Here is a 19,033-nt window from a genome sequence, read left to right on the forward strand (position 1 = left end):
CTCTCCTTCTTGCCATTAAACAGTGATAATATCTGATGGCACATCTCTCCTTGCGACTTCCATCCGGAAATCTCCCGGTTTGTACGGAACATCACTTAACAGCACTTCCATTTTCACCGTCTCATATGCCAGTTCCGAATAATTATTTTCTTTGCTCAAATGTCCAAGCAGGACATGTTTCAAATTCTCATGCAAAATATCACAGAGAAGGCGACCTGACAATTCATTTGACAAGTGTCCTCGATTTCCCAGAACTCTCTGCTTCAGATAGTACGGATAACTCCCCACTTCCAGCATATGAATATCATGATTTGCCTCTAAAAGAACCGCATCCAAATTTTGTAGCTTTGACACGGTATATTCATCATAAATCCCAAGATCCGTCGCCACTGCAACCGATTGCCCACCTTGCTCGATCCGGTACCCGGACGGCTCATTCGCATCATGAGAGATCGCAAATGCTTCCACACTCAAATCTCCAAGCGTAAATTTCTGATCTACATCAATCTCATGAAACAGTCCGTCAGGAATCTCTCCAAGTTTTTTGTATTCCCTGACTCCTCGAATGGTTCCTGGTGTAGCATAGACAGGAATCTCATATTTTCTGCTGAACACACCAAGTCCCTGAATGTGGTCAGAATGTTCATGCGTAAGTAAGATTCCATCCAGTTCCTCTCCTTTGATCTCCAGATTTTTCAATCCTTCTTCAATTCGTTTCTTACTGATTCCCGTATCAATCAGAAGATGCGTATGATCACTTCCCACATAAATACAATTTCCACTGCTCCCGCTTGCTATACTGCATAATCTCATCGTGACTGTATCTCCATTTTTTCTAATATCTCCTTTATCTGTCTCTTTGTTTCTTCCAAAGATTCACTATTATCAATTACTCTGTCGCACTTCTGGAAGAAAAGCTCATCTGGATTCTGATTTTGCATAATCTCTTCGCACCGCTCCTCTGTATACCCTCTAGCCTCTTTCAGGCGCTGTACGCGGATACTTTTTTCTGTATAAATATACCAGACCTCATCACAGATTTCCTCATAATGCTCCTCCAATAAAAGTGCCGCCTCAAAAATCAAAAGTGTTGTGCCCTTCATACGTTCTGATTGGATCCGTTCTAAAAAATCCCGCTTAACTTCTGGATGGATCATCTGATTTAAAAACTGTAATTCTTCTGCATCTGCAAATACAATCGCTCCAAGCTTTTTTCGGTCGATTTCTTTTTCGTCATCAAGAACCTCCGCCCCAAAGTGTTCGACAATTCTCTCATAACAGCGCTCCCCCGGCATTTGTAGTTTATGCGCCATCTTATCTGCCTCGCAGACAGTCGCCTGATAATTTTTTTCTAAAAACTTCAGCACTTCACTTTTCCCGGATCCAACACCTCCGGTAATCCCGATAATCTTCATGCTATTTTGCCTCATACCAGTTTCGTCCTGTGTGCATGTCCACTTCCAGCGGAACATCCAGCTGTGCCGCCTGCTCCATCTGTTCCTTCAGAATTTTCTTCACATCTTCCACTTCTTCTTCATATGCCTCGATCAGAAGTTCATCGTGTACCTGCAACACCAGTCTTGATTTCATCTTTCGTTCCGTCAATTCCCGGTGTACTCCGATCATTGCAATCTTTATCACATCTGCTGCTGTTCCCTGGATCGGAGCATTCATTGCCACACGCTCCCCGAAAGACCGCTGCATAAAGTTGCTTGATGCAAGTTCCGGTACCGGACGTCTTCTTCCAAACAGTGTGACAACATATCCCATCTCTTTTGCATGGGCGACTGTGTCATCTAAAAACTTCTTAATCCCCGGATAGGTCTCAAAATAGCGATCAATATATTCCGAAGCCTCTTTTCTCGTAATACTTAGGTCCTGACTCAGTCCAAAAGAGCTGATTCCATAAACAATTCCAAAGTTTACCGCCTTCGCATTTCTCCGCTGAAGTTCTGTCACCTCATCAAACGGTGTGTGGAATACCTGAGAAGCAGTAATCCGGTGAATGTCCTTCGCTTCGCGATAGGCATGGATCAATTCTTGATCCCCCGAGCAATGTGCAAGAATTCTAAGCTCAATCTGTGAATAGTCTGCATCCACAAATACATACCCCTCTTCCGGAATAAAGACTTTCCGGATCAGCCTTCCAAGTTCCATCCGAACCGGAATGTTCTGGAGATTCGGTTCTGTACTGCTGATTCGTCCAGTTGCAGTGATCGTCTGATTAAACTTACCGTGAATTCTTCCATCGGCACAGATATAATTCGCCAATCCATCTGCATAAGTCGATTTTAATTTCGTAAGCTGGCGATACTCTAAGATCTTCTCGACAACTGGATATTCCGGTGCAAGCTTATCAAGGACATCTGCTGCCGTTGAATAGCCGGTCTTCGTCTTCTTCCCATGTGGCAGTTTCAGTTTCTCGAATAAAATCACGCCAAGCTGCTTTGGCGAATTGATATTGAACGCTTCTCCTGCCTGCGCATAAATTTCCTTTTCCAACTCTACAATCTTTGTCCCAAGCTGCTCTCCATAAAAACGGAGTGCCTCCGCTTCCACGCGCACACCAGCCTGTTCCATTGCAAATAAAGTAAACAAAAGCGGCATCTCAATGGTGCGGAATAGTTCTTCCGTCCCGCTCTCTTTCATTTTTTCTTCCAGCACAGCTGCCGCCGCCCAGATTACATATGCTTCGTAGCAGCTTCTGCAATAGCCTTCTGTCTTCTCATCGATAAGCAGTGACAAATGCTCTGCGGCCACGTCCAGCCACGTATAGTCGCTTTTTAACGGATTTAGCAGATACGCTGCAATTCCGACATCAAAGCACGACTCAGGATCTTCTATCCTCACATAGGAAAGCGCTGCTTTCACATCAAACAATGCAACAACCGTTGTCTTAGCCAATGTTCCCACAAGCGAAAACAGGTCTTCCATCGTAAGCTCTCCCTCTGCCACAATCGTGTAGATTTCTTTCTCACTAAAAGCAAGTCCTACACTTCCAAATCCGGAAGAATGAGAAAACAGCGGTACTGCATCTTTTTCTTCTTTCCCGAAGCTTACTCCGACAAAAGTTTCTTTTCCTGCACGGGCAAACAGTTCTTCTGCCTGCTGTTTATCTGTCACACGGACAAATGCATTTTCTATCTGATTTCCCTTTGCTTCCACATCGAATCTGCCGAGCAGATTTTTAAACTGAAGTTTCTGGAAATACTCATAAGCTTCCTCGGTATATAGATTTCCGATTTTTGCCTCTGAAAGTTCGTAAGAAATCGGTGCATTTACTTCAATCGTGGCAAGGATTTTGCTCATCTGCGCCTTGTCATAATGTTCCTTTAATGCTTTTGCCGCACGCGGTGGCTTCAGTTCCTCGACATGTGCATAAGCATTTTCCACAGACCCATACTCTGTGATAATCTTTGTCGCAGTCTTCTCTCCAATACTCGGCACTCCCGGAATATTGTCTGAGGCATCTCCCATCAGCGCTTTCAGATCAATAAATTCCTGCGGAGTTACCTGATACCTTGCTTTCACGTCCGCGGCATAATAATCTTCAATCTCTGTCTTTCCCTGTTTTGTCTTTGGAATCCGTATTTTGACATGATCCGTAGCAAGCTGCAGTAAATCTCTATCCCCCGACAAAATCGCCACATCCATTCCTGCACGCTCTCCGATCCCCGCGATTGTCCCAAGCAGATCATCCGCTTCCAGGCCTTCCTGCTCTACAATTTTTATCTTCATCGCACGGAGTACTTCTTTCATCACCGGTACTTGCTGTCTCAACTCCTCTGCCATTGGTTTTCTCGTCCCTTTATAGTCCGAGAACATCTTATGGCGGAAAGTAGGAGCATGGACATCAAATGCGACGGTCAGATAGTCCGGGCGCTCTTCTTCTAATATTTTAAATAAAATATTCAAAAAACCATAAATAGCGTTTGTATGAAGCCCCTCTGCATTCGTCAGATCAGGGACCCCATAAAACGCTCTGTTTAAAATACTATGTCCATCTATTAATACAATTTTTTCACTCATTCTTCTCTCTCCGTTTCGGTGTCTCGTTCTTATTTATCATACACCAAATCAGATCGTTTTAAAAGAGATTTTATTTTTTCATCAACCGGGCGATCGTTTTTTCTAATGCTTCAAACGCTTCCTCTGGATCTTCCACCAACTGTACCGTCTCTTCCATCGGACACATGCCATCCTTTGTCCTGTTCTCAATATACGGCACAAGGGTTTCAAATTGATATGGAATCTGATGCTTTTCAAATATACTAACAGCACCCTCACTCATAACTCTTCCAAATACGGCTTGAACTTCTCCGAGAACCGCCAGAAGTGCTGCAGCCTTTCCAACAACCTTGTCCGCAATTACAGATCCTTGAAATGCTCTTCTGTCTGCGCGCAGCTCCACCATAAGCGGCTTGATCCCGATGGCATCCGAACACCTTACCGCTCCATCTTCCGATAAGATTACACAGCTTTTCTGCTCCTCTTTCAGAATCGTAACCGCATTCCTCAGTTGTTCTTCGATCTTCTGCTCCTTACTCCTCACCTCTGTCTCGTTCAATCATCCATCCTCCCTTTTTTAATGTAAAATAGAAAAGTGGGATTACCGTGATCTGAAGGATCATCCCCGGAATTCCAGATACAATCCCTGCCATAAACGCTCCCATATTGGCAAACGGGAAATGGAATCCCAAAAGCTTAACACCAATGATCAAGGAACATCCATACAACACTCTTCCAAGGATCATCGCGCTGAGCAAAGTGAAATACACATTCATTTTTCTGATAAAAATTCCAGTGAAAATTCCGTAAGCCACAAGTTCCACAAGCATAAAATAAAGTTTAGGTACCGGCGGCATCCCGGTAAGCATAGAGCTTACGAGAGGGACAATCAGTCCAATCAGCCCGCCATAGCAAGGTCCAAGCAAGATTCCGGCAATCATCACAGGAAGATGCATCGGCAAAAATGCCATGCCCACTCCTTGCCCAAATACATGGAATGCCTGCGGCAGTACAAGTCCAACGGCAGTCAAAAGACCGCCGTATATCATCTTTTTTGTTCTCATCAACTTATTCCTAACAGCAGAGTTCGCAGATTACCTGTGCGAAAATTTTAGCGCTGAGCACCAACTCATCGACAACTGCAAATTCATCCGCACCATGCATTCTATTATCCGTTCCCGGCATCGAGCATCCGAAAGCGACACCTCTTTCCAAGTGATGTACATAAGTACCTCCTCCGATTGCCAGGCATTCTCCTTTCTGTCCGGTATATTCTTCATAGCACGCAAGCAATGTCTGAACAAGAGGAGAATCTGCCGGAACATGATGCGGCGGATTCTGTGTCTCATTTAATAATGTGATCCCATCTTCTTCCATTCTTTCTTTTACGACATTTAATACGTTCTCTGTTGTACCGCAAATCGGAATCCGGCTGTCAAAGATTCCATCCAGTCCATCTTCATTTAACTCTAGAACACTAAAATTCATTGTGAGTTTCCCAGAAAGTTCATCTTCCAGATTGATACCAAGCGCCTCCGCCTGATGATCTCCGGACGGGAACATCCGATGTAATTTTTCTACTGCATCTGTTGTACTGCATGCTGCAAATGGAAGCATACATAATAATTCCAGAAGTGCTGTCAATGCATTCTTTCCTTCTTCCGGCTTAGAAGCATGTGCGCCTTCTCCCTCTGCATGGATGATCACAGTTCCTTCTGATTCCTCACAAGTAAAGACAACGCCAGTTTTCTTTTGTACCTGCTCTGCCTTCTCCAGAATCTCTGCGCTACCAATTCCAACTACACTTGCAGTAGCTTTTCCCGGAACAATGTTGACGATCTTGCCGCCAGAAACACTTAAAATACGTGGAGATACCTCTTCTGTGTCCCATTTTGCAACAAAATGTCCATTCAGACTTCCCTTCTCAATATTGATCACCGGGAAATCTGCATCCGGCGAAAATGTCATCGGTGCTTCTTTCTCTACCGCGTAGTAATGTGCGATATCACTGCTTCCACACTCCTCGTCAGTTCCAAGAATCAGACGTACATTTTTGTTTAATGGAATGCCAAGTTCTTTCACTGCACGCATTGCATACATTGCCGCAATTGCAGGTCCTTTGTCATCAGCACTTCCCCGGCCATACACTCTTCCATCTTTGATAACTGGCATGTACGGTTCTGTCACGCTCCATCCGTCACCTGCCGGAACTACGTCAAGATGTGCCAAAATGTCCAACTGCTTTTCCATGTCGTTTAAATCTGCTGTTCCGACATAGTTTTCATAATTTTTCACTGTAAATCCGTATCCTTCTGCCATCTCAAGTGCTTCTGCAAGTGCTTTCGCCGGTCCTTCCCCAAACGGACAATCGATGGCTGCTTCCCCTTTTGTACTATTGATTCTGATCAAACGGCAGATATCTGCGAGCATTTCCTCTTTGTGTGCGTCTAAATAAGCTTCAATCTGTTCTCTGTATTGCATAAATCTCTTCCTTCCCTTCTTCTGACTTATAATGAAATCGCAGAGATAAACTCTGGTATTCCGGGCAATGGCAGATTTCCTGTCATATGCCGCACTTTGTGTCTTATTATACTGCACTTTGGGGGATACTACAATCTTTTTTAAAAATTTCGCTTTGTTTCTTAATGCATACGACTTCTGATTTTCCATATATTAGAATAACAATATCTTTCAGGAGTTTTCTATGTTCAAAAAACAGTATCTGATTTCTGCTTTCAAACTATGTTTCTTATTCAGCGCCGCATTTTGTATCGGCACCATGACTGCCCATTTACAGAAACAACAGTCTTTGAAGGCAATCCCCACAGCTGCCGACGGTAACTGGGGACTAAGTTTTCCCGAAGAAGGAAAAACACCAACCGGGAATGCCACCTCCGGAGAACTTTCAAAATACAATGCATTTTATGCCGGAAATCCCGATAAGAAAATAATCTATCTTACTTTTGATGCAGGATATGAAAACGGAAATACTGTTCCAATCCTCGATGCGCTAAAAAAGCATCATGTCCCTGCAACTTTTTTTGTCGTCGGAAATTTTCTAAAAGAAAATCCGGATTTAGTGAAACGCATGCAGCAAGAAGGACACATCGTTGGGAATCATACATATACCCATCCTGACATGTCTAAAATCTCTACAAAAGAAGCATTCGAAAAAGAGCTTGGAGAACTGTCGACACTTTACCAGAAAACAACCGGAGAAGAAATGACAAAATTTTACCGCCCGCCACAAGGAAAATATAGCGAAGCCAATCTACAGATGGCAAAAGAGATGGGGTATCACACCTTTTTCTGGAGCCTCGCCTATGTAGACTGGTATCAGGATCAGCAACCGACCAGGGAAGAAGCATTTGAAAAACTACTCGGCCGCATCCACCCTGGTGCGATCGTCCTCCTCCACAGTACTTCCAGCACAAATGCCTCTATCTTAGACGAACTGCTCACAAAATGGGAAGAGATGGGATATACTTTCGGCTCTCTAAACGACCTGATCCAGACAACATAGTTTCATTCACACTCAAATCCCCACATCTCAACCTGCCTACTGTTTTTCTCTGAAACAAATTACTTCTTTAACTGAAAGGCGATTCTTTCTGTGCCGTCTGCCACTTGGATCTTTCCACATTTGACAAATCCATTCTTTTCCAGCAGGCGCTGCATAGGCAGATTCGCCTCATGTGTATCCACTCGAATTTCCTCGCTTTGCTCAATGCTCCATTGCAGGCAAAACATGCCCGCTCCCTTTCTTTCTCCGCTGGATGCCAGCCGGTGCAAGACATGATAGGGAGACTGGTTCAACCACTGTCCATCCCATATTTTCTCATAAGTTGGATCTGGTCCGCCACACAGGCTAAAGACTGCCACAATAGCTTCTTCCTCCTTACAAACGTACTGACACCCTTGTTCAATTTCTTTTAGAATCAATTCTCTGGAAGGGTAACCCTTGTCCCATTGTGTCGCATTTCCGTTTTTTCTCATAAATGCACGTGCCTGCTCATATATCCTCATAATTTTATCGATTTCTTCTGCTTTTCCTCTTCTAATCTGCATCTGTTCTTCCTTTCTTCTCAAAGAAATAGGAATGTGTCTGACACATTCCTATTTCTGCTATTGATATTCCGTACAATCTGTCTTTGACTATCGTCCGACAGATTTCTTACTACTGTAACCTTGTCTGTACCAACTATCTTGCAGCTTTCTTATGTCCGTTCTCTACCACATCTGTCCAGCCAAGCTCTGGCTGATAATTCTGTACTTCTTCACTCTTCTTTAAATCAAAGTACTTTTTGCTGGCACCGATCTTATCACAGATCTTAAAAAATCCGAGTTCCAAAAGGTTAAAGAACTTATGGAACGGTTCAATTTTGTAATCTACATGCCCTTTCATAAAAAGCGCAGCCACAATTCCAGTCAATACAACAGTAGTCATTACAATGATACTCTGAATATGATTCAACATTGCCTTCAACCCCTTTTCTTTTCGTTTTCTTTATTTTAATTCTATTTACCAAAATAGTCAATTATTTTTATTACTTATTTATAGTTTTCTATTATTTTTAATTATCTTTCTAAAATACACTGTTTTCTCTAACTTACAAATTACATATGACCGCTTGCGTCCCCCGATTGCAAGTGTTTTTCTATGCAAAAAATCCAGACTACTTAAAGTAATCTGGATTTTACTGCCGATGGCCGGACTCGAACCGGCACGGATCGCTCCGCATGATTTTGAGTCATGTGCGTCTGCCAATTCCGCCACATCGGCTCTTTTACCTCGGTTCATCTCTCAGAACCGAGATTTATCATAACACACTTTTTTTTGAATTGCAAGTCCTTTTTTCTATTTTTTACTTATTTTATCAATTTTTTTCCAATTTCAAAGCAATCAAACGTCGCATAGTAATCCGCCGGCGTCTCTGCTCTCCGGATCATCTGTACACTTCCGTCTTCTTTCAACAAAAGTTCTGCCGATTTCAATTTGCCATTATAGTTATATCCCATTGCAAATCCGTGTGCACCAGTATCATGGATATAAAGCAGATCTCCAATATCGATCTTTGGAAGCATGCGATCAATCGCAAATTTATCATTATTTTCACAGAGTGATCCCGTCACATCATACTTATGGTCACATGGCGCATCCTCTTTTCCCATAACTGTAATATGATGATAAGCCCCATACATTGCCGGGCGCATCAGATTTACCGCACATGCATCGCAGCCAATGTATTCCTTATGCGTATGTTTTTCATGGATTGCCCTTGTCACAAGTGCACCGTACGGCCCCATCATAAATCTGCCAAGTTCTGTATAGATTGCAACATCTCCCATACCTGCTGGCACAAGTACTTCCTCATATACTTTTCTGACCCCTTCCCCGATCGCATGGATATCGTTCGGTTCTTGATCCGGGCGATACGGAATTCCAATTCCACCAGACAGGTTGATAAATTTAATATGGACTCCTGTTTCTTTCTGCAACTTCACTGCCACTTCAAACAAAACTTTTGCAAGCATCGGATAATATTCATTTGTCACTGTGTTGCTTGCAAGAAAGGCATGAATTCCGAAGTGTTTTGCCCCTTTTTCTTTTAAAATTCGGAATGCATCAAACAGCTGCTCTGTCGTCATTCCATATTTCGCATCTCCAGGATTGTCCATAATATCATTGCTGATTTGAAACAGCCCACCCGGATTGTACCGGCAGCTGATGGTCTCCGGGATATGTCCGATTGCCTTCTCCAGAAAATCAATATGGGTAAAATCATCCAGATTGATAATTCCTCCCAACTTATCCGCATAGACAAATTCTTCTGCCGGAGTTGCATTGGAAGAAAACATAATATCTTCTCCCACAGCTCCGATTGCTTCCGACATCATCAATTCTGTATAAGAAGAACAGTCGCACCCACATCCGTATTCTCTTAAAATCTGAATTAAAAATGGATTAGGTGTTGCCTTGACCGCAAAATATTCTTTATATCCCTTATTCCAAGAAAAAGCTTCCTTTAGTGCTCTCACATTTTCACGGATTCCTCTCTCGTCATAAATGTGAAACGGAGTCGGATAGATTTTTGCAATCTCTTCCAGTTGCTCTTTTGTCACAAATGGTTTCTTCGTCATCGTTTCTTCTCCTTTTCTATTGCAGAGAAGGCATGACCGAACAGCTGTATACCGTCTTGTCATGCCCTCTCGGACTATTTTATTCCACTACAGCGATTCTCATCATATTACTTACGCCGTCACGTGATTTTTTGATCGTTGGGGACGGAATTCCCGCTGTCATTACGACAATATCACCCGGCTCCACAAGTCTCTTTGCTGTCACAAGATCGATCGCATCGTTACAGATGTCTTCTGTTGTGTTGTATTCAATCGATTTTACTGGTGTTACACCCCAGTAGATCTGCATTTTTCTCAAAGTTTCTTCATACGGTGTCACACCGATAATATCTGCCTTTGGTTTGAACTTAGACACTACTCTTGCTGTTGCACCAGTTACAGACGGTGTGATAATACATTTTGCCGAAAGATTCATTGCAGTTGCCACAGAAGAATATCCAATCGCACTAGAAATTCCTTTCTTTCTATGCTCCTGCGCTTTTTCAAGAAGCACATCATAATCAAGATGTTTCTCTGTATTTTCAATAATGTGCACCATCATCTGTAAAGCTTCCACCGGGTATTTTCCCTGTGCTGTTTCACCTGAAAGCATCACTGCATCTGTTCCATCGTAAACAGCATTGGCAACATCTGTCACTTCCGCTCTTGTCGGACGCGGATTACGGATCATGGAGTCTAACATTTGTGTTGCAGTGATTACCGGCTTATAGTTATCATTACATTTCTTAATCAGCATTTTCTGTAAGTACGGTACTTTCTCTGCCGGGATTTCCACACCGAGATCTCCTCTCGCAACCATGATACCGTCTGCACAGTGAATGATCTCATCAATATTTTTGATTCCTTCTGCATTTTCAATCTTCGCAATAATCGGTATATGTGGTGCTCCACACTCTTTTAATAATGCTCGGATTTCCAGAATTCCTTCTGCGGAGCGAACAAAGGATGCTGCAATAAAGTCAATTCCCTGTTCCACACCAAAAATAATATCTTCACGGTCTTTCTTCGTAAGTGCAGGAAGACGTACCGGAACATTTGGAACATTGACACCCTTTCTTTCTCCAAGCTCTCCTCCATTTAACACTTTACAAGTGATTTCATTTCCGTTGATGGTCTTTACTTCTAACTCAATCAATCCATCGTCGATCAGGATTCTCTTGCCTGGTTCTACATCTTCTGCAAGTCCATCATACGTGATAGATACTTTTTTTGCATCTCCTTCAATTTCTTCTGTTGTCAGTGTAAACATCTCTCCTGCTTCTAACATTACCTTCTTTCCGTCTTTCAGCACACCTGTACGGATCTCTGGTCCTTTTGTGTCGAGCAGAATCGCAATCGGCTTCCCAATCTCCTCACGAACAGATTTCAGAAGATCCATTCTTCCTTTCTGCTCCTCGTGAGAGCCATGCGAAAAGTTAAAGCGTGCTATATTCATGCCTTCTTCCGCGAGACGCTTCATCATAGCTCTATCGTTCGTATTTGGTCCCATCGTACATATAATTTTTGTCTTTCTCATCTTTTACTTTTCCTTTCTTATCTCACTTCAGTCTCAAAATCATTTGACATGCTCATGCGTAAATAAATGATCCTGGCAATATTCGTAATCGCCATTGCACTTTGTACAATACCGAAACTCCAGATTCGGATCGTCCAGTTCTGTTCTGCCACACACAGCACATCTGTGTCTTGCTCCATTGGCATAAGTGTGTTCTGCCCGGTGCACTTGTTTCTTATATGCTTGTTTCCTTCTGATTTCTTTTGGTGAGTAAGCCTTCATATTCCTTGATGATACATAGAAGATCAGGAAATTCAAAAGAGATACGAATGCTGCGATTGCGTCTGCTTTATACATAATTCCAAAGACCCCTCCTGCGTAAGCCGGAAGAATTCCCTGCAAGATCGTGAATGCAAAAAATGCCCCATCCAGCAATGCCAGATATTTGACCTTAATCGGAATGACAAAGAACAACAAAAACTCTACATTCGGATACAATGCCGCAAAGGCAAAAAACAGTGACAGATTCAAGTACGAAGTCCCGATTGGGAATGAAATTCCTGTCAGGAAGTATACGATCAGCGCCGCAATCAAGTGAAACAATACCCCGGTAAAAAAGTACAGATTAAACCGGAACGCTCCCCATGCCGCCTCTAGATTCTGTCCGATCATGTAATACAAATACAATGCAAAAACAATAAAAATCGGGCTTCCGTCTGGTGGCTGAAGCAAAAATGTCACAATTCTCCAAATCTGCCCATGCAGAATTGCGTTAGCATTCAGGCTCAGATACTCCATATAAAAACCAGGTGCGATCAGGTTCAGAACGAAGCCAACCGCATAAAGGATGATAATGTAATGCATCAGATTGTGTATTGCATATCTTTCAAATTTACGTTCTAGTTTGTTGATCCAATTCATATGAATAACTACTCCTCTTGACCTTTCTTAAAATTTACTCATACTAATTGTACCTGCAAGCTCCTCTTTTGTCAATTCTAACAGTTTATTATTTTTTCGTTGTATTTTGCAAATTGTTGTCATATAATGAAAATTGTTTTTTTAAGCAGACTATATTTTAATAGGTTAGAACAGACCTTATTTCTTCTAAAAGGAGCAATATTTATGAATTACAAACAACTATATAAACTGGGAATCGACATCGGTTCTACTACTGTAAAGATTGCAATTCTTGATACAGAAAATAATGTACTCTTTTCTGACTACGAGCGTCATTTTGCCAATATTCAGGAGACCCTTTCCGATCTTCTCGGGCGAGCGCTTTATAAACTCGGTCCAATCTTAGTGTCTCCTGTCATGACTGGTTCTGGCGGGCTGACACTTGCCAATCACCTGGAAGTTCCTTTTGTACAGGAAGTCATCGCAGTCTCTACCGCTCTCCAGGACTACGCACCTCAGACCGATGTTGCGATCGAGCTCGGTGGAGAAGATGCAAAAATCATCTACTTTGAAGGCGGAAATGTCGAACAGCGCATGAACGGAATCTGCGCCGGTGGTACTGGTTCTTTCATTGATCAGATGGCTTCTCTTCTGCAGACAGACGCTACCGGATTAAATTCCTACGCAAAAAATTATCAGGCGCTCTACTCCATTGCTGCACGCTGTGGTGTCTTTGCGAAATCAGATATCCAGCCTCTGATCAATGAGGGCGCTACAAAAGAAGATCTCGCCGCTTCTATTTTTCAGGCAGTGGTAAATCAGACGATCAGTGGGCTTGCCTGCGGAAAACCGATCCGCGGACATGTCGCCTTCCTTGGCGGTCCTCTCCACTTTTTGTCAGAGCTGCGAAATAGCTTTATCCGCACTCTAAATCTCGACGATGAACATATCATCGCACCGAAGCATTCCCACTTGTTTGCTGCGATTGGGTCTGCACTTAACTCCAAGGGAGATCACGAAACCTCTCTGACAGCCCTTCAGGCAAGACTGGCGGAACATATCCATATGGATTTTGAAGTAGAACGTATGGAACCACTGTTTGCAAGTGAAGCAGAGTATCAGAACTTCAAGACCAGGCACGAACGACATCAGGTTCCTGTACTTGATCTCTCCTCCTACAAGGGAAACTGTTTTCTCGGGATTGATGCAGGATCTACCACAACAAAAGCGGCACTTGTCGGCGAAGACGGAAATCTTCTTTACTCTTTTTATCACAGCAATGATGGTGATCCGTTAGGAACAACGGTCAAGGCAATTAAAGATATTTATACAAAACTTCCAGATGGGGTTAAAATTGCCCACTCCTGCTCCACAGGATACGGAGAAGCCCTTATAAAAGCCGCCCTTTTACTTGATGAGGGTGAAGTGGAGACTATTTCCCACTATTATGCTGCCGCTTTTTTCAATCCAGATGTCGATTGTATTTTAGATATCGGCGGACAGGATATGAAATGCATTAAAATCAAAAATCACACTGTGGACAGTGTACAGTTAAATGAAGCTTGTTCTTCTGGTTGCGGATCCTTCATTGAGACGTTTGCGAAATCTTTAAATTATAGCGTGGAAGACTTTGCACATGAAGCACTTTTTGCCAAGCATCCGATCGACCTTGGAACACGCTGTACTGTTTTTATGAACTCAAAAGTCAAACAAGCACAAAAGGAAGGGGCATCTGTCTCGGACATTTCTGCCGGACTCGCCTATTCTGTCATCAAAAATGCACTGTATAAAGTTATCAAAGTATCAGATGCCAGTATGCTTGGGAAAAACATTGTCGTACAGGGAGGTACTTTCTACAACGATGCCGTGCTCAGAAGTTTTGAAAAAATTGCAGACTGCGAGTGTATTCGACCGGATATCGCAGGAATCATGGGCGCTTTCGGCGCTGCTCTGATTGCCCGCGAGCGTTTCAATGAAAGTAAAGGAACAACCATGCTTCCGATAGAAGAAATTGAAGCGCTTACATACAGCACAACAATGACAAAGTGCCGCGGATGCACAAATAACTGCCGGCTTACTGTCAACCGTTTCAGCGGCGGAAGAAGTTTTATTACCGGAAACCGTTGTGAACGCGGACTTGGAAAAGAGAAAAAAGAACAGGAACTCCCAAATTTATTCGCATACAAAAGCGAACGTTGCTTCGGCTATGAGCCGCTTTCCGAACAAGAAGCCGTACGCGGAACGGTCGGTCTCCCTCGTGTCTTGAACATGTATGAAAATTACCCGTTCTGGTTTACTTTCTTCCATGAACTGAAGTTCCGCGTTGTGCTCTCGCCACCGTCTAGCCGTAAGATTTATGAACTCGGAATCGAATCTATTCCAAGTGAATCTGAATGTTATCCGGCAAAACTGGCACATGGACATGTGGAATGGCTGATCAATCAGGGAGTGACCTTTATTTTCTATCCTTGCATTCCTTATGAACGGGAAGAATTTAAAGATGCAAACAATCATTATAACTGCCCAATGGTTACATCCTATGCTGAAAACATCAAAAATAATATGGATGCAATCACCAATGGAACGATTCACTTTAAAAATCCATTCCTCTCTTTCAAAAGTGAGGAAGTGCTGTCCAAGCGGCTCATAGAAGAATTTTCAAAAGAATTCCAGATTCCAGAACAGGAAATTCGCCATGCAGTAAAAAAAGCATGGGACGAACTTGCCGCCTGCCGGGAAGATATCCGAAAAAAAGGAGAAGAGACGATCGCATGGCTTGAAAAACATCATAAGAGGGGAATCGTTCTTGCCGGACGCCCATATCACATTGACCCGGAAGTCAATCACGGAATCCCAGAACTGATCAACTCCTACGGGATTGCTGTACTTACAGAAGACTCCGTCTCACACTTACACAAAGTAGAGCGCCCTCTGATCGTCATGGATCAGTGGATGTACCATTCCCGCCTCTATGCTGCGGCAAACTATGTCAAGACAAAAGATAACCTGGATCTGATCCAACTTACTTCTTTTGGATGCGGACTAGATGCAGTAACTTCTGATGCGGTCTCTGATATTCTGACAAACTCAGGAAAGATTTATACTTCCCTGAAGATTGATGAAGTCAATAACCTTGGAGCTGCCCGCATCCGTATCCGATCCTTGATCGCAGCGATCCGCGTTCACGAAAAGATGCACACAACCCGTACGATCCAGCCATCTTCCATCCAAAAGGCAGTATTTACAAAAGAGATGAGAAAAGACTATACGATTCTCTGTCCGCAGATGTCTCCGATCCACTTTGACCTTTTGGAGCCGGCAATCCGCTCCTGCGGCTACCAACTGGAAATTCTTCCGAATGATAATAAAGAAGCGGTCAATGTGGGTCTAAAATACGTCAACAACGACGCATGCTATCCGTCACTGATCGTTGTCGGACAGATTATGGATGCCATCTTATCAGGAAAATATAACACCGATAAGCTCGCTGTGATCATATCGCAGACTGGTGGTGGCTGTCGTGCTTCGAATTATATTGGCTTTATCCGGCGGGCACTCAAAAAAGCCGGCTACCCTCACATTCCGGTCATTTCCCTGAATTTGAGCGGCCTTGAGAGCAACCCTGGATTCCAGATCACTCTCCCTCTTGCAATGAAGGGAATTTATGCTGTTGTTTTGGGAGATGTCTTCATGAAATGTCTGTACCGTGTCAGACCATACGAAGCAGTCCCTGGTTCTACCAATGCGCTTCATGAAAAATGGAGAAAGAAGTGTAAAGAATTTTTATCTGGTGGTTATCCATCCAGGCGAACTTTCTCATCGCTGTGCGCACAGATCATACATGAATTTGACGAACTTCCGATTCTCGATAGAAAAAAACCGCGTGTTGGAATCGTAGGAGAAATCCTTGTAAAATTTCTCCCTGCAGCCAACAATCACCTTGTGGAACTCTTAGAACAGGAAGGCGCCGAAGCTGTTGTTCCGGATCTCTTGGACTTTTTTGCCTACTGCTTCTATAACAACAATTTCAAAGCAAGCCACCTTGGAATGAAAAAATCTTCGGCCACAAAGGGAAACCTTGGAATTCACGCACTGGACTGGTTCCGGGCACCGGCTTCTGCTGCCTTTGCAAAGAGCAAACGTTTTTCTGAACCAGCAAAGATTTCAGATTTGGCAGCAATGGCACAAGACATTGTGTCTGTTGGAAATCAGACTGGGGAAGGATGGTTTCTGACCGGAGAAATGTTAGAACTGATCCATAGCGGTACTACAAATATCGTCTGTGCGCAGCCATTTGGCTGCCTCCCAAATCATATTGTTGGAAAAGGTGTCATCAAAGAGCTGCGACACCGCTATCCGCTTGCAAATATTGTTGCCATCGACTATGATCCAGGCGCAAGTGAAGTCAACCAGCTGAATCGGATCAAACTGATGCTGTCTACCGCACAAAAGAATCTGGAGCGAAAGGGGCTATCGGTTAATACCGATTTTTAGGCTCTAAATCTTAAAATACGAATCTCCCATAGAAATCAGTATTTTTAATACTTGAACTTCTTTAGGAGATTCGTATTTTTTTCTTTTCTGTATGTATTTTAGGACGCAAAAACCCCTTGACTGCATTTTTAAAAGCATCCTTTTTCTAAGCAGTCTTTTCTTCGGTTTTTCCTTCAAATTTCTTGATCTCATCATGAAGAAAACGATGGTATTTATTTATATTTCTTCCAATCGCATACAGCATGAATTCTTTGTATACTTTTTCTGCTGTCCGGTAATTAAAACGGCGAAAACCGTCATTTTCTTTGATGTCTCCAAAATGTCCTTCCGTCTGAATGGAACGGATCTGCCGGTTCAAAATCCCCTTCCCGCTCTGGATATTTGCATGGGATTCTTCTTTTAAAACTTCCCATTGTTCATTGATCTTCATGACTTTATTTTTCTCTGCATCTTTTTCGGCATTATATTTATAGAGACATTTTGCTTTATATCCACAGCCACTACAATCTGCACATCCATACACCTCAAATGTTTGTGTATAACCAGACTGTTCTTTTTTCTCAGTCCTGATATGATGAAGTTCTCTTCCATCATGACAGACGTAATAAAGTTCATCCTCAAAGATCTGCGTTTTCATGTTGTAATACTTCCCAATATCTTCTGTGTACGCACGTGTTTTCCGTTTTTCATGATCCTGCAGCTTAATATAACTGGTGATTTTATGATCCCTTAAGTACAGAAGATTCTTTTCACTACAATAACCACTGTCGGCAGTTACTTCTTCCAAAATTTCTCCAAATGCGTTTTTATGCTTTTCTAACACAGGAATCAATGTATTATAATCTGTCCGGTCATTACTTACATATGCCTGAACAATGAAATAATTCTCTACTGCTACCTGAATGTTATATGCTGCTTTTAGTTGTCCATTTAGCATATGGTCTTCTTTCATTCTCATAAAGGTAGCTTCTAAATCTGTCTTGGAATAACTGTTCCTGTCTCTTCCCATGATCTCAAAGCATTCTTTGTATCCCATCAGGCGTTCACCGCAGGCTTCCAGTTCCTCATATAATTGCTGGATTTCCGGTTTTTTCTTTCCTTTTCCATAAACAAACTCGATCTGTTCCTGCTCTACAATCTGAAGAAGATTTTTCTGGAGTTTCACAATCTCCAACGGAGAACAATTGTCAATTTCGATGATGGTATTATTGGATAACTTTTTATGTTTTGTCAGTTTTCGTTTCCGGTTCTTTTCAATGACATCTTTTACTTTCTCTATTCCTTCAATTACAAACATATGAGCATGAGGAATGTCATATTTGATACTATACTCATTTTCGTCGATTAGAACGTTATATTTCTGATACAACGAATCAATGGTATCCAGCAATCCTGCAAGATGATAATTGAGCGTTCCTCTCCAGACAAACGTATAGCGGTTTGCATTTGCTTCTATTTTAGTCCCATCAATAAAAAGCGACTTTAGGGTAATCAGTCCTTCTTTTTGCAGACGGTGGAGAAACTGATAGTTTAATTCATCTAATACATCAGCCGTTAGTTTTTTATTCTTAAATTCATAGAATGCATCTCTTTTTGGTTTCTGTCCTTTGGTAAGCCAGATAAACGCAAGGTCTCTTTCACATAACTCCACAATACGGTCAACAGCTCTAACTCCTCGCATGTTTGCGTAAGTAACGACAGCATACATCATAATTGGATTAAACCCGGTTCTCCCCTTATTTGAACAATTGGCTAACAAGCCAGAAAAATCTAAATCCTCCATCACTTTTTTCAGGGTATAGACTGGATCGTCGTCAGGTAAACACAATTCGAAGAAACTGAAGTTAATTTTCTGTTGCCCTAATTCAAAAAATTCGTTATAATAATCTTGTTTTAGCATAGTTCCATTATAACATGGAACGGAGAGGAGATGGTTGTCGTTAGCCATCTTTTTCTCTTTTTACGGAAAAGTTTCAGGGGCAGATTTGACTTATA

General features: G+C 42.5%; 14 protein-coding genes and 1 tRNA gene. 2 read left to right on the top strand and 13 right to left on the bottom strand.

Going from position 1 to position 19,033, the window contains the following annotated elements; translation table 11 throughout:
• Positions 1 to 15: 15 nt before the first annotated feature.
• The 6 genes from ACGG81_RS07865 to pepV all read right to left on the bottom strand — a co-directional run bounded on the left by ACGG81_RS07865 (position 16) and on the right by pepV (position 6,489).
• Complete coding sequence (locus ACGG81_RS07865) at positions 16 to 813, bottom strand: MBL fold metallo-hydrolase (RefSeq protein ID WP_119987154.1); 798 nt, start codon at positions 811 to 813, stop codon at positions 16 to 18.
• Positions 810 to 1,472 (bottom strand): dephospho-CoA kinase, encoded by a 663-nt coding sequence (gene coaE / locus ACGG81_RS07870; RefSeq protein WP_119987157.1) that lies wholly within the window; start codon positions 1,470 to 1,472, stop codon positions 810 to 812. The genes ACGG81_RS07865 and coaE overlap by 4 nt, the downstream gene beginning before the upstream one ends.
• Complete coding sequence (gene polA, locus ACGG81_RS07875; protein ID WP_390107705.1) at positions 1,417 to 4,029, bottom strand: DNA polymerase I; 2,613 nt, start codon at positions 4,027 to 4,029, stop codon at positions 1,417 to 1,419. Before polA ends, coaE begins: the two co-directional genes overlap by 56 nt.
• Positions 4,030 to 4,099: 70 nt before the next feature.
• A complete protein-coding gene (locus tag ACGG81_RS07880; RefSeq protein ID WP_390107707.1) occupies positions 4,100 to 4,567 on the bottom strand; it encodes a DUF1893 domain-containing protein in 468 nt (155 codons plus the stop codon).
• On the bottom strand, positions 4,542 to 5,072 hold the full coding sequence (locus tag ACGG81_RS07885; RefSeq protein ID WP_009261976.1) for an ECF transporter S component: 531 nt from the start codon (positions 5,070 to 5,072) through the stop codon (positions 4,542 to 4,544). Before ACGG81_RS07885 ends, ACGG81_RS07880 begins: the two co-directional genes overlap by 26 nt.
• Before the next feature lie 10 nt (positions 5,073 to 5,082).
• A complete protein-coding gene (pepV, locus tag ACGG81_RS07890; RefSeq protein ID WP_009261977.1) occupies positions 5,083 to 6,489 on the bottom strand; it encodes a dipeptidase PepV in 1,407 nt (468 codons plus the stop codon).
• 223 nt (positions 6,490 to 6,712) lie between these two features.
• Between pepV and ACGG81_RS07895 the strand changes: the two genes are divergently transcribed.
• Complete coding sequence (locus tag ACGG81_RS07895) at positions 6,713 to 7,531, top strand: polysaccharide deacetylase family protein (RefSeq protein WP_009261978.1); 819 nt, start codon at positions 6,713 to 6,715, stop codon at positions 7,529 to 7,531.
• Positions 7,532 to 7,590: 59 nt separating this feature from the next.
• Here the strand turns inward: ACGG81_RS07895 and ACGG81_RS07900 are convergent, their stop codons facing one another.
• The 6 genes from ACGG81_RS07900 to ACGG81_RS07925 all read right to left on the bottom strand — a co-directional run bounded on the left by ACGG81_RS07900 (position 7,591) and on the right by ACGG81_RS07925 (position 12,565).
• Positions 7,591 to 8,076, bottom strand: a complete 486-nt coding sequence (locus tag ACGG81_RS07900) for a GNAT family N-acetyltransferase (protein ID WP_390107712.1) — start codon at positions 8,074 to 8,076, stop codon at positions 7,591 to 7,593.
• Between the two features lie 133 nt (positions 8,077 to 8,209).
• Entirely contained in the window at positions 8,210 to 8,485 is a 276-nt protein-coding gene (locus tag ACGG81_RS07905; RefSeq protein WP_009261979.1) for a hypothetical protein, read from the bottom strand.
• Positions 8,486 to 8,709: 224 nt separating this feature from the next.
• Positions 8,710 to 8,791, bottom strand: a tRNA-Leu gene (locus ACGG81_RS07910).
• A gap of 86 nt (positions 8,792 to 8,877) precedes the next feature.
• A complete protein-coding gene (locus ACGG81_RS07915; protein WP_016438591.1) occupies positions 8,878 to 10,149 on the bottom strand; it encodes a diaminopimelate decarboxylase in 1,272 nt (423 codons plus the stop codon).
• Between the two features lie 79 nt (positions 10,150 to 10,228).
• Positions 10,229 to 11,665, bottom strand: coding sequence for a pyruvate kinase (pyk, locus tag ACGG81_RS07920; protein ID WP_119987171.1), 1,437 nt, complete (start codon positions 11,663 to 11,665; stop codon positions 10,229 to 10,231).
• A gap of 39 nt (positions 11,666 to 11,704) precedes the next feature.
• A complete protein-coding gene (locus ACGG81_RS07925) occupies positions 11,705 to 12,565 on the bottom strand; it encodes a rhomboid family intramembrane serine protease (RefSeq protein ID WP_119987174.1) in 861 nt (286 codons plus the stop codon).
• Between the two features lie 204 nt (positions 12,566 to 12,769).
• Between ACGG81_RS07925 and ACGG81_RS07930 the strand changes: the two genes are divergently transcribed.
• A complete protein-coding gene (locus tag ACGG81_RS07930; protein WP_390107716.1) occupies positions 12,770 to 17,038 on the top strand; it encodes an acyl-CoA dehydratase activase-related protein in 4,269 nt (1,422 codons plus the stop codon).
• 145 nt (positions 17,039 to 17,183) lie between these two features.
• Here ACGG81_RS07930 and ACGG81_RS07935 read toward each other — a convergent pair whose 3' ends face one another.
• Positions 17,184 to 18,986, bottom strand: a complete 1,803-nt coding sequence (locus tag ACGG81_RS07935) for an IS1182 family transposase (protein ID WP_390107718.1) — start codon at positions 18,984 to 18,986, stop codon at positions 17,184 to 17,186.
• Between the last annotated feature and the right edge of the window lie 47 nt (positions 18,987 to 19,033).

This window comes from Faecalimonas umbilicata, from assembly GCF_042846195.1.
Classification (GTDB): Bacteria; Bacillota; Clostridia; order Lachnospirales; family Lachnospiraceae; genus Faecalimonas; species Faecalimonas umbilicata.

Excerpts from the sequence above, each read along its gene's own strand:
- ACGG81_RS07865 (WP_119987154.1), bottom strand. The coding sequence starts at position 813 with ATGAGATTATGCAGTATAGCAAGCGGGAGCAGTGGAAATTGTATTTAT.
- coaE (WP_119987157.1), bottom strand. The coding sequence starts at position 1,472 with ATGTTCCGCTGGAAGTGGACATGCACACAGGACGAAACTGGTATGAGG.
- polA (WP_390107705.1), bottom strand. The coding sequence starts at position 4,029 with ATGAGTGAAAAAATTGTATTAATAGATGGACATAGTATTTTAAACAGA.
- ACGG81_RS07885 (WP_009261976.1), bottom strand. The coding sequence starts at position 5,072 with ATGAGAACAAAAAAGATGATATACGGCGGTCTTTTGACTGCCGTTGGA.
- pepV (WP_009261977.1), bottom strand. The coding sequence starts at position 6,489 with ATGCAATACAGAGAACAGATTGAAGCTTATTTAGACGCACACAAAGAG.
- ACGG81_RS07895 (WP_009261978.1), top strand. The coding sequence starts at position 6,713 with ATGTTCAAAAAACAGTATCTGATTTCTGCTTTCAAACTATGTTTCTTA.
- ACGG81_RS07900 (WP_390107712.1), bottom strand. The coding sequence starts at position 8,076 with ATGCAGATTAGAAGAGGAAAAGCAGAAGAAATCGATAAAATTATGAGG.
- ACGG81_RS07905 (WP_009261979.1), bottom strand. The coding sequence starts at position 8,485 with ATGTTGAATCATATTCAGAGTATCATTGTAATGACTACTGTTGTATTG.
- ACGG81_RS07915 (WP_016438591.1), bottom strand. The coding sequence starts at position 10,149 with ATGACGAAGAAACCATTTGTGACAAAAGAGCAACTGGAAGAGATTGCA.
- pyk (WP_119987171.1), bottom strand. The coding sequence starts at position 11,665 with ATGAGAAAGACAAAAATTATATGTACGATGGGACCAAATACGAACGAT.
- ACGG81_RS07925 (WP_119987174.1), bottom strand. The coding sequence starts at position 12,565 with ATGAATTGGATCAACAAACTAGAACGTAAATTTGAAAGATATGCAATA.
- ACGG81_RS07930 (WP_390107716.1), top strand. The coding sequence starts at position 12,770 with ATGAATTACAAACAACTATATAAACTGGGAATCGACATCGGTTCTACT.
- ACGG81_RS07935 (WP_390107718.1), bottom strand. The coding sequence starts at position 18,986 with ATGGCTAACGACAACCATCTCCTCTCCGTTCCATGTTATAATGGAACT.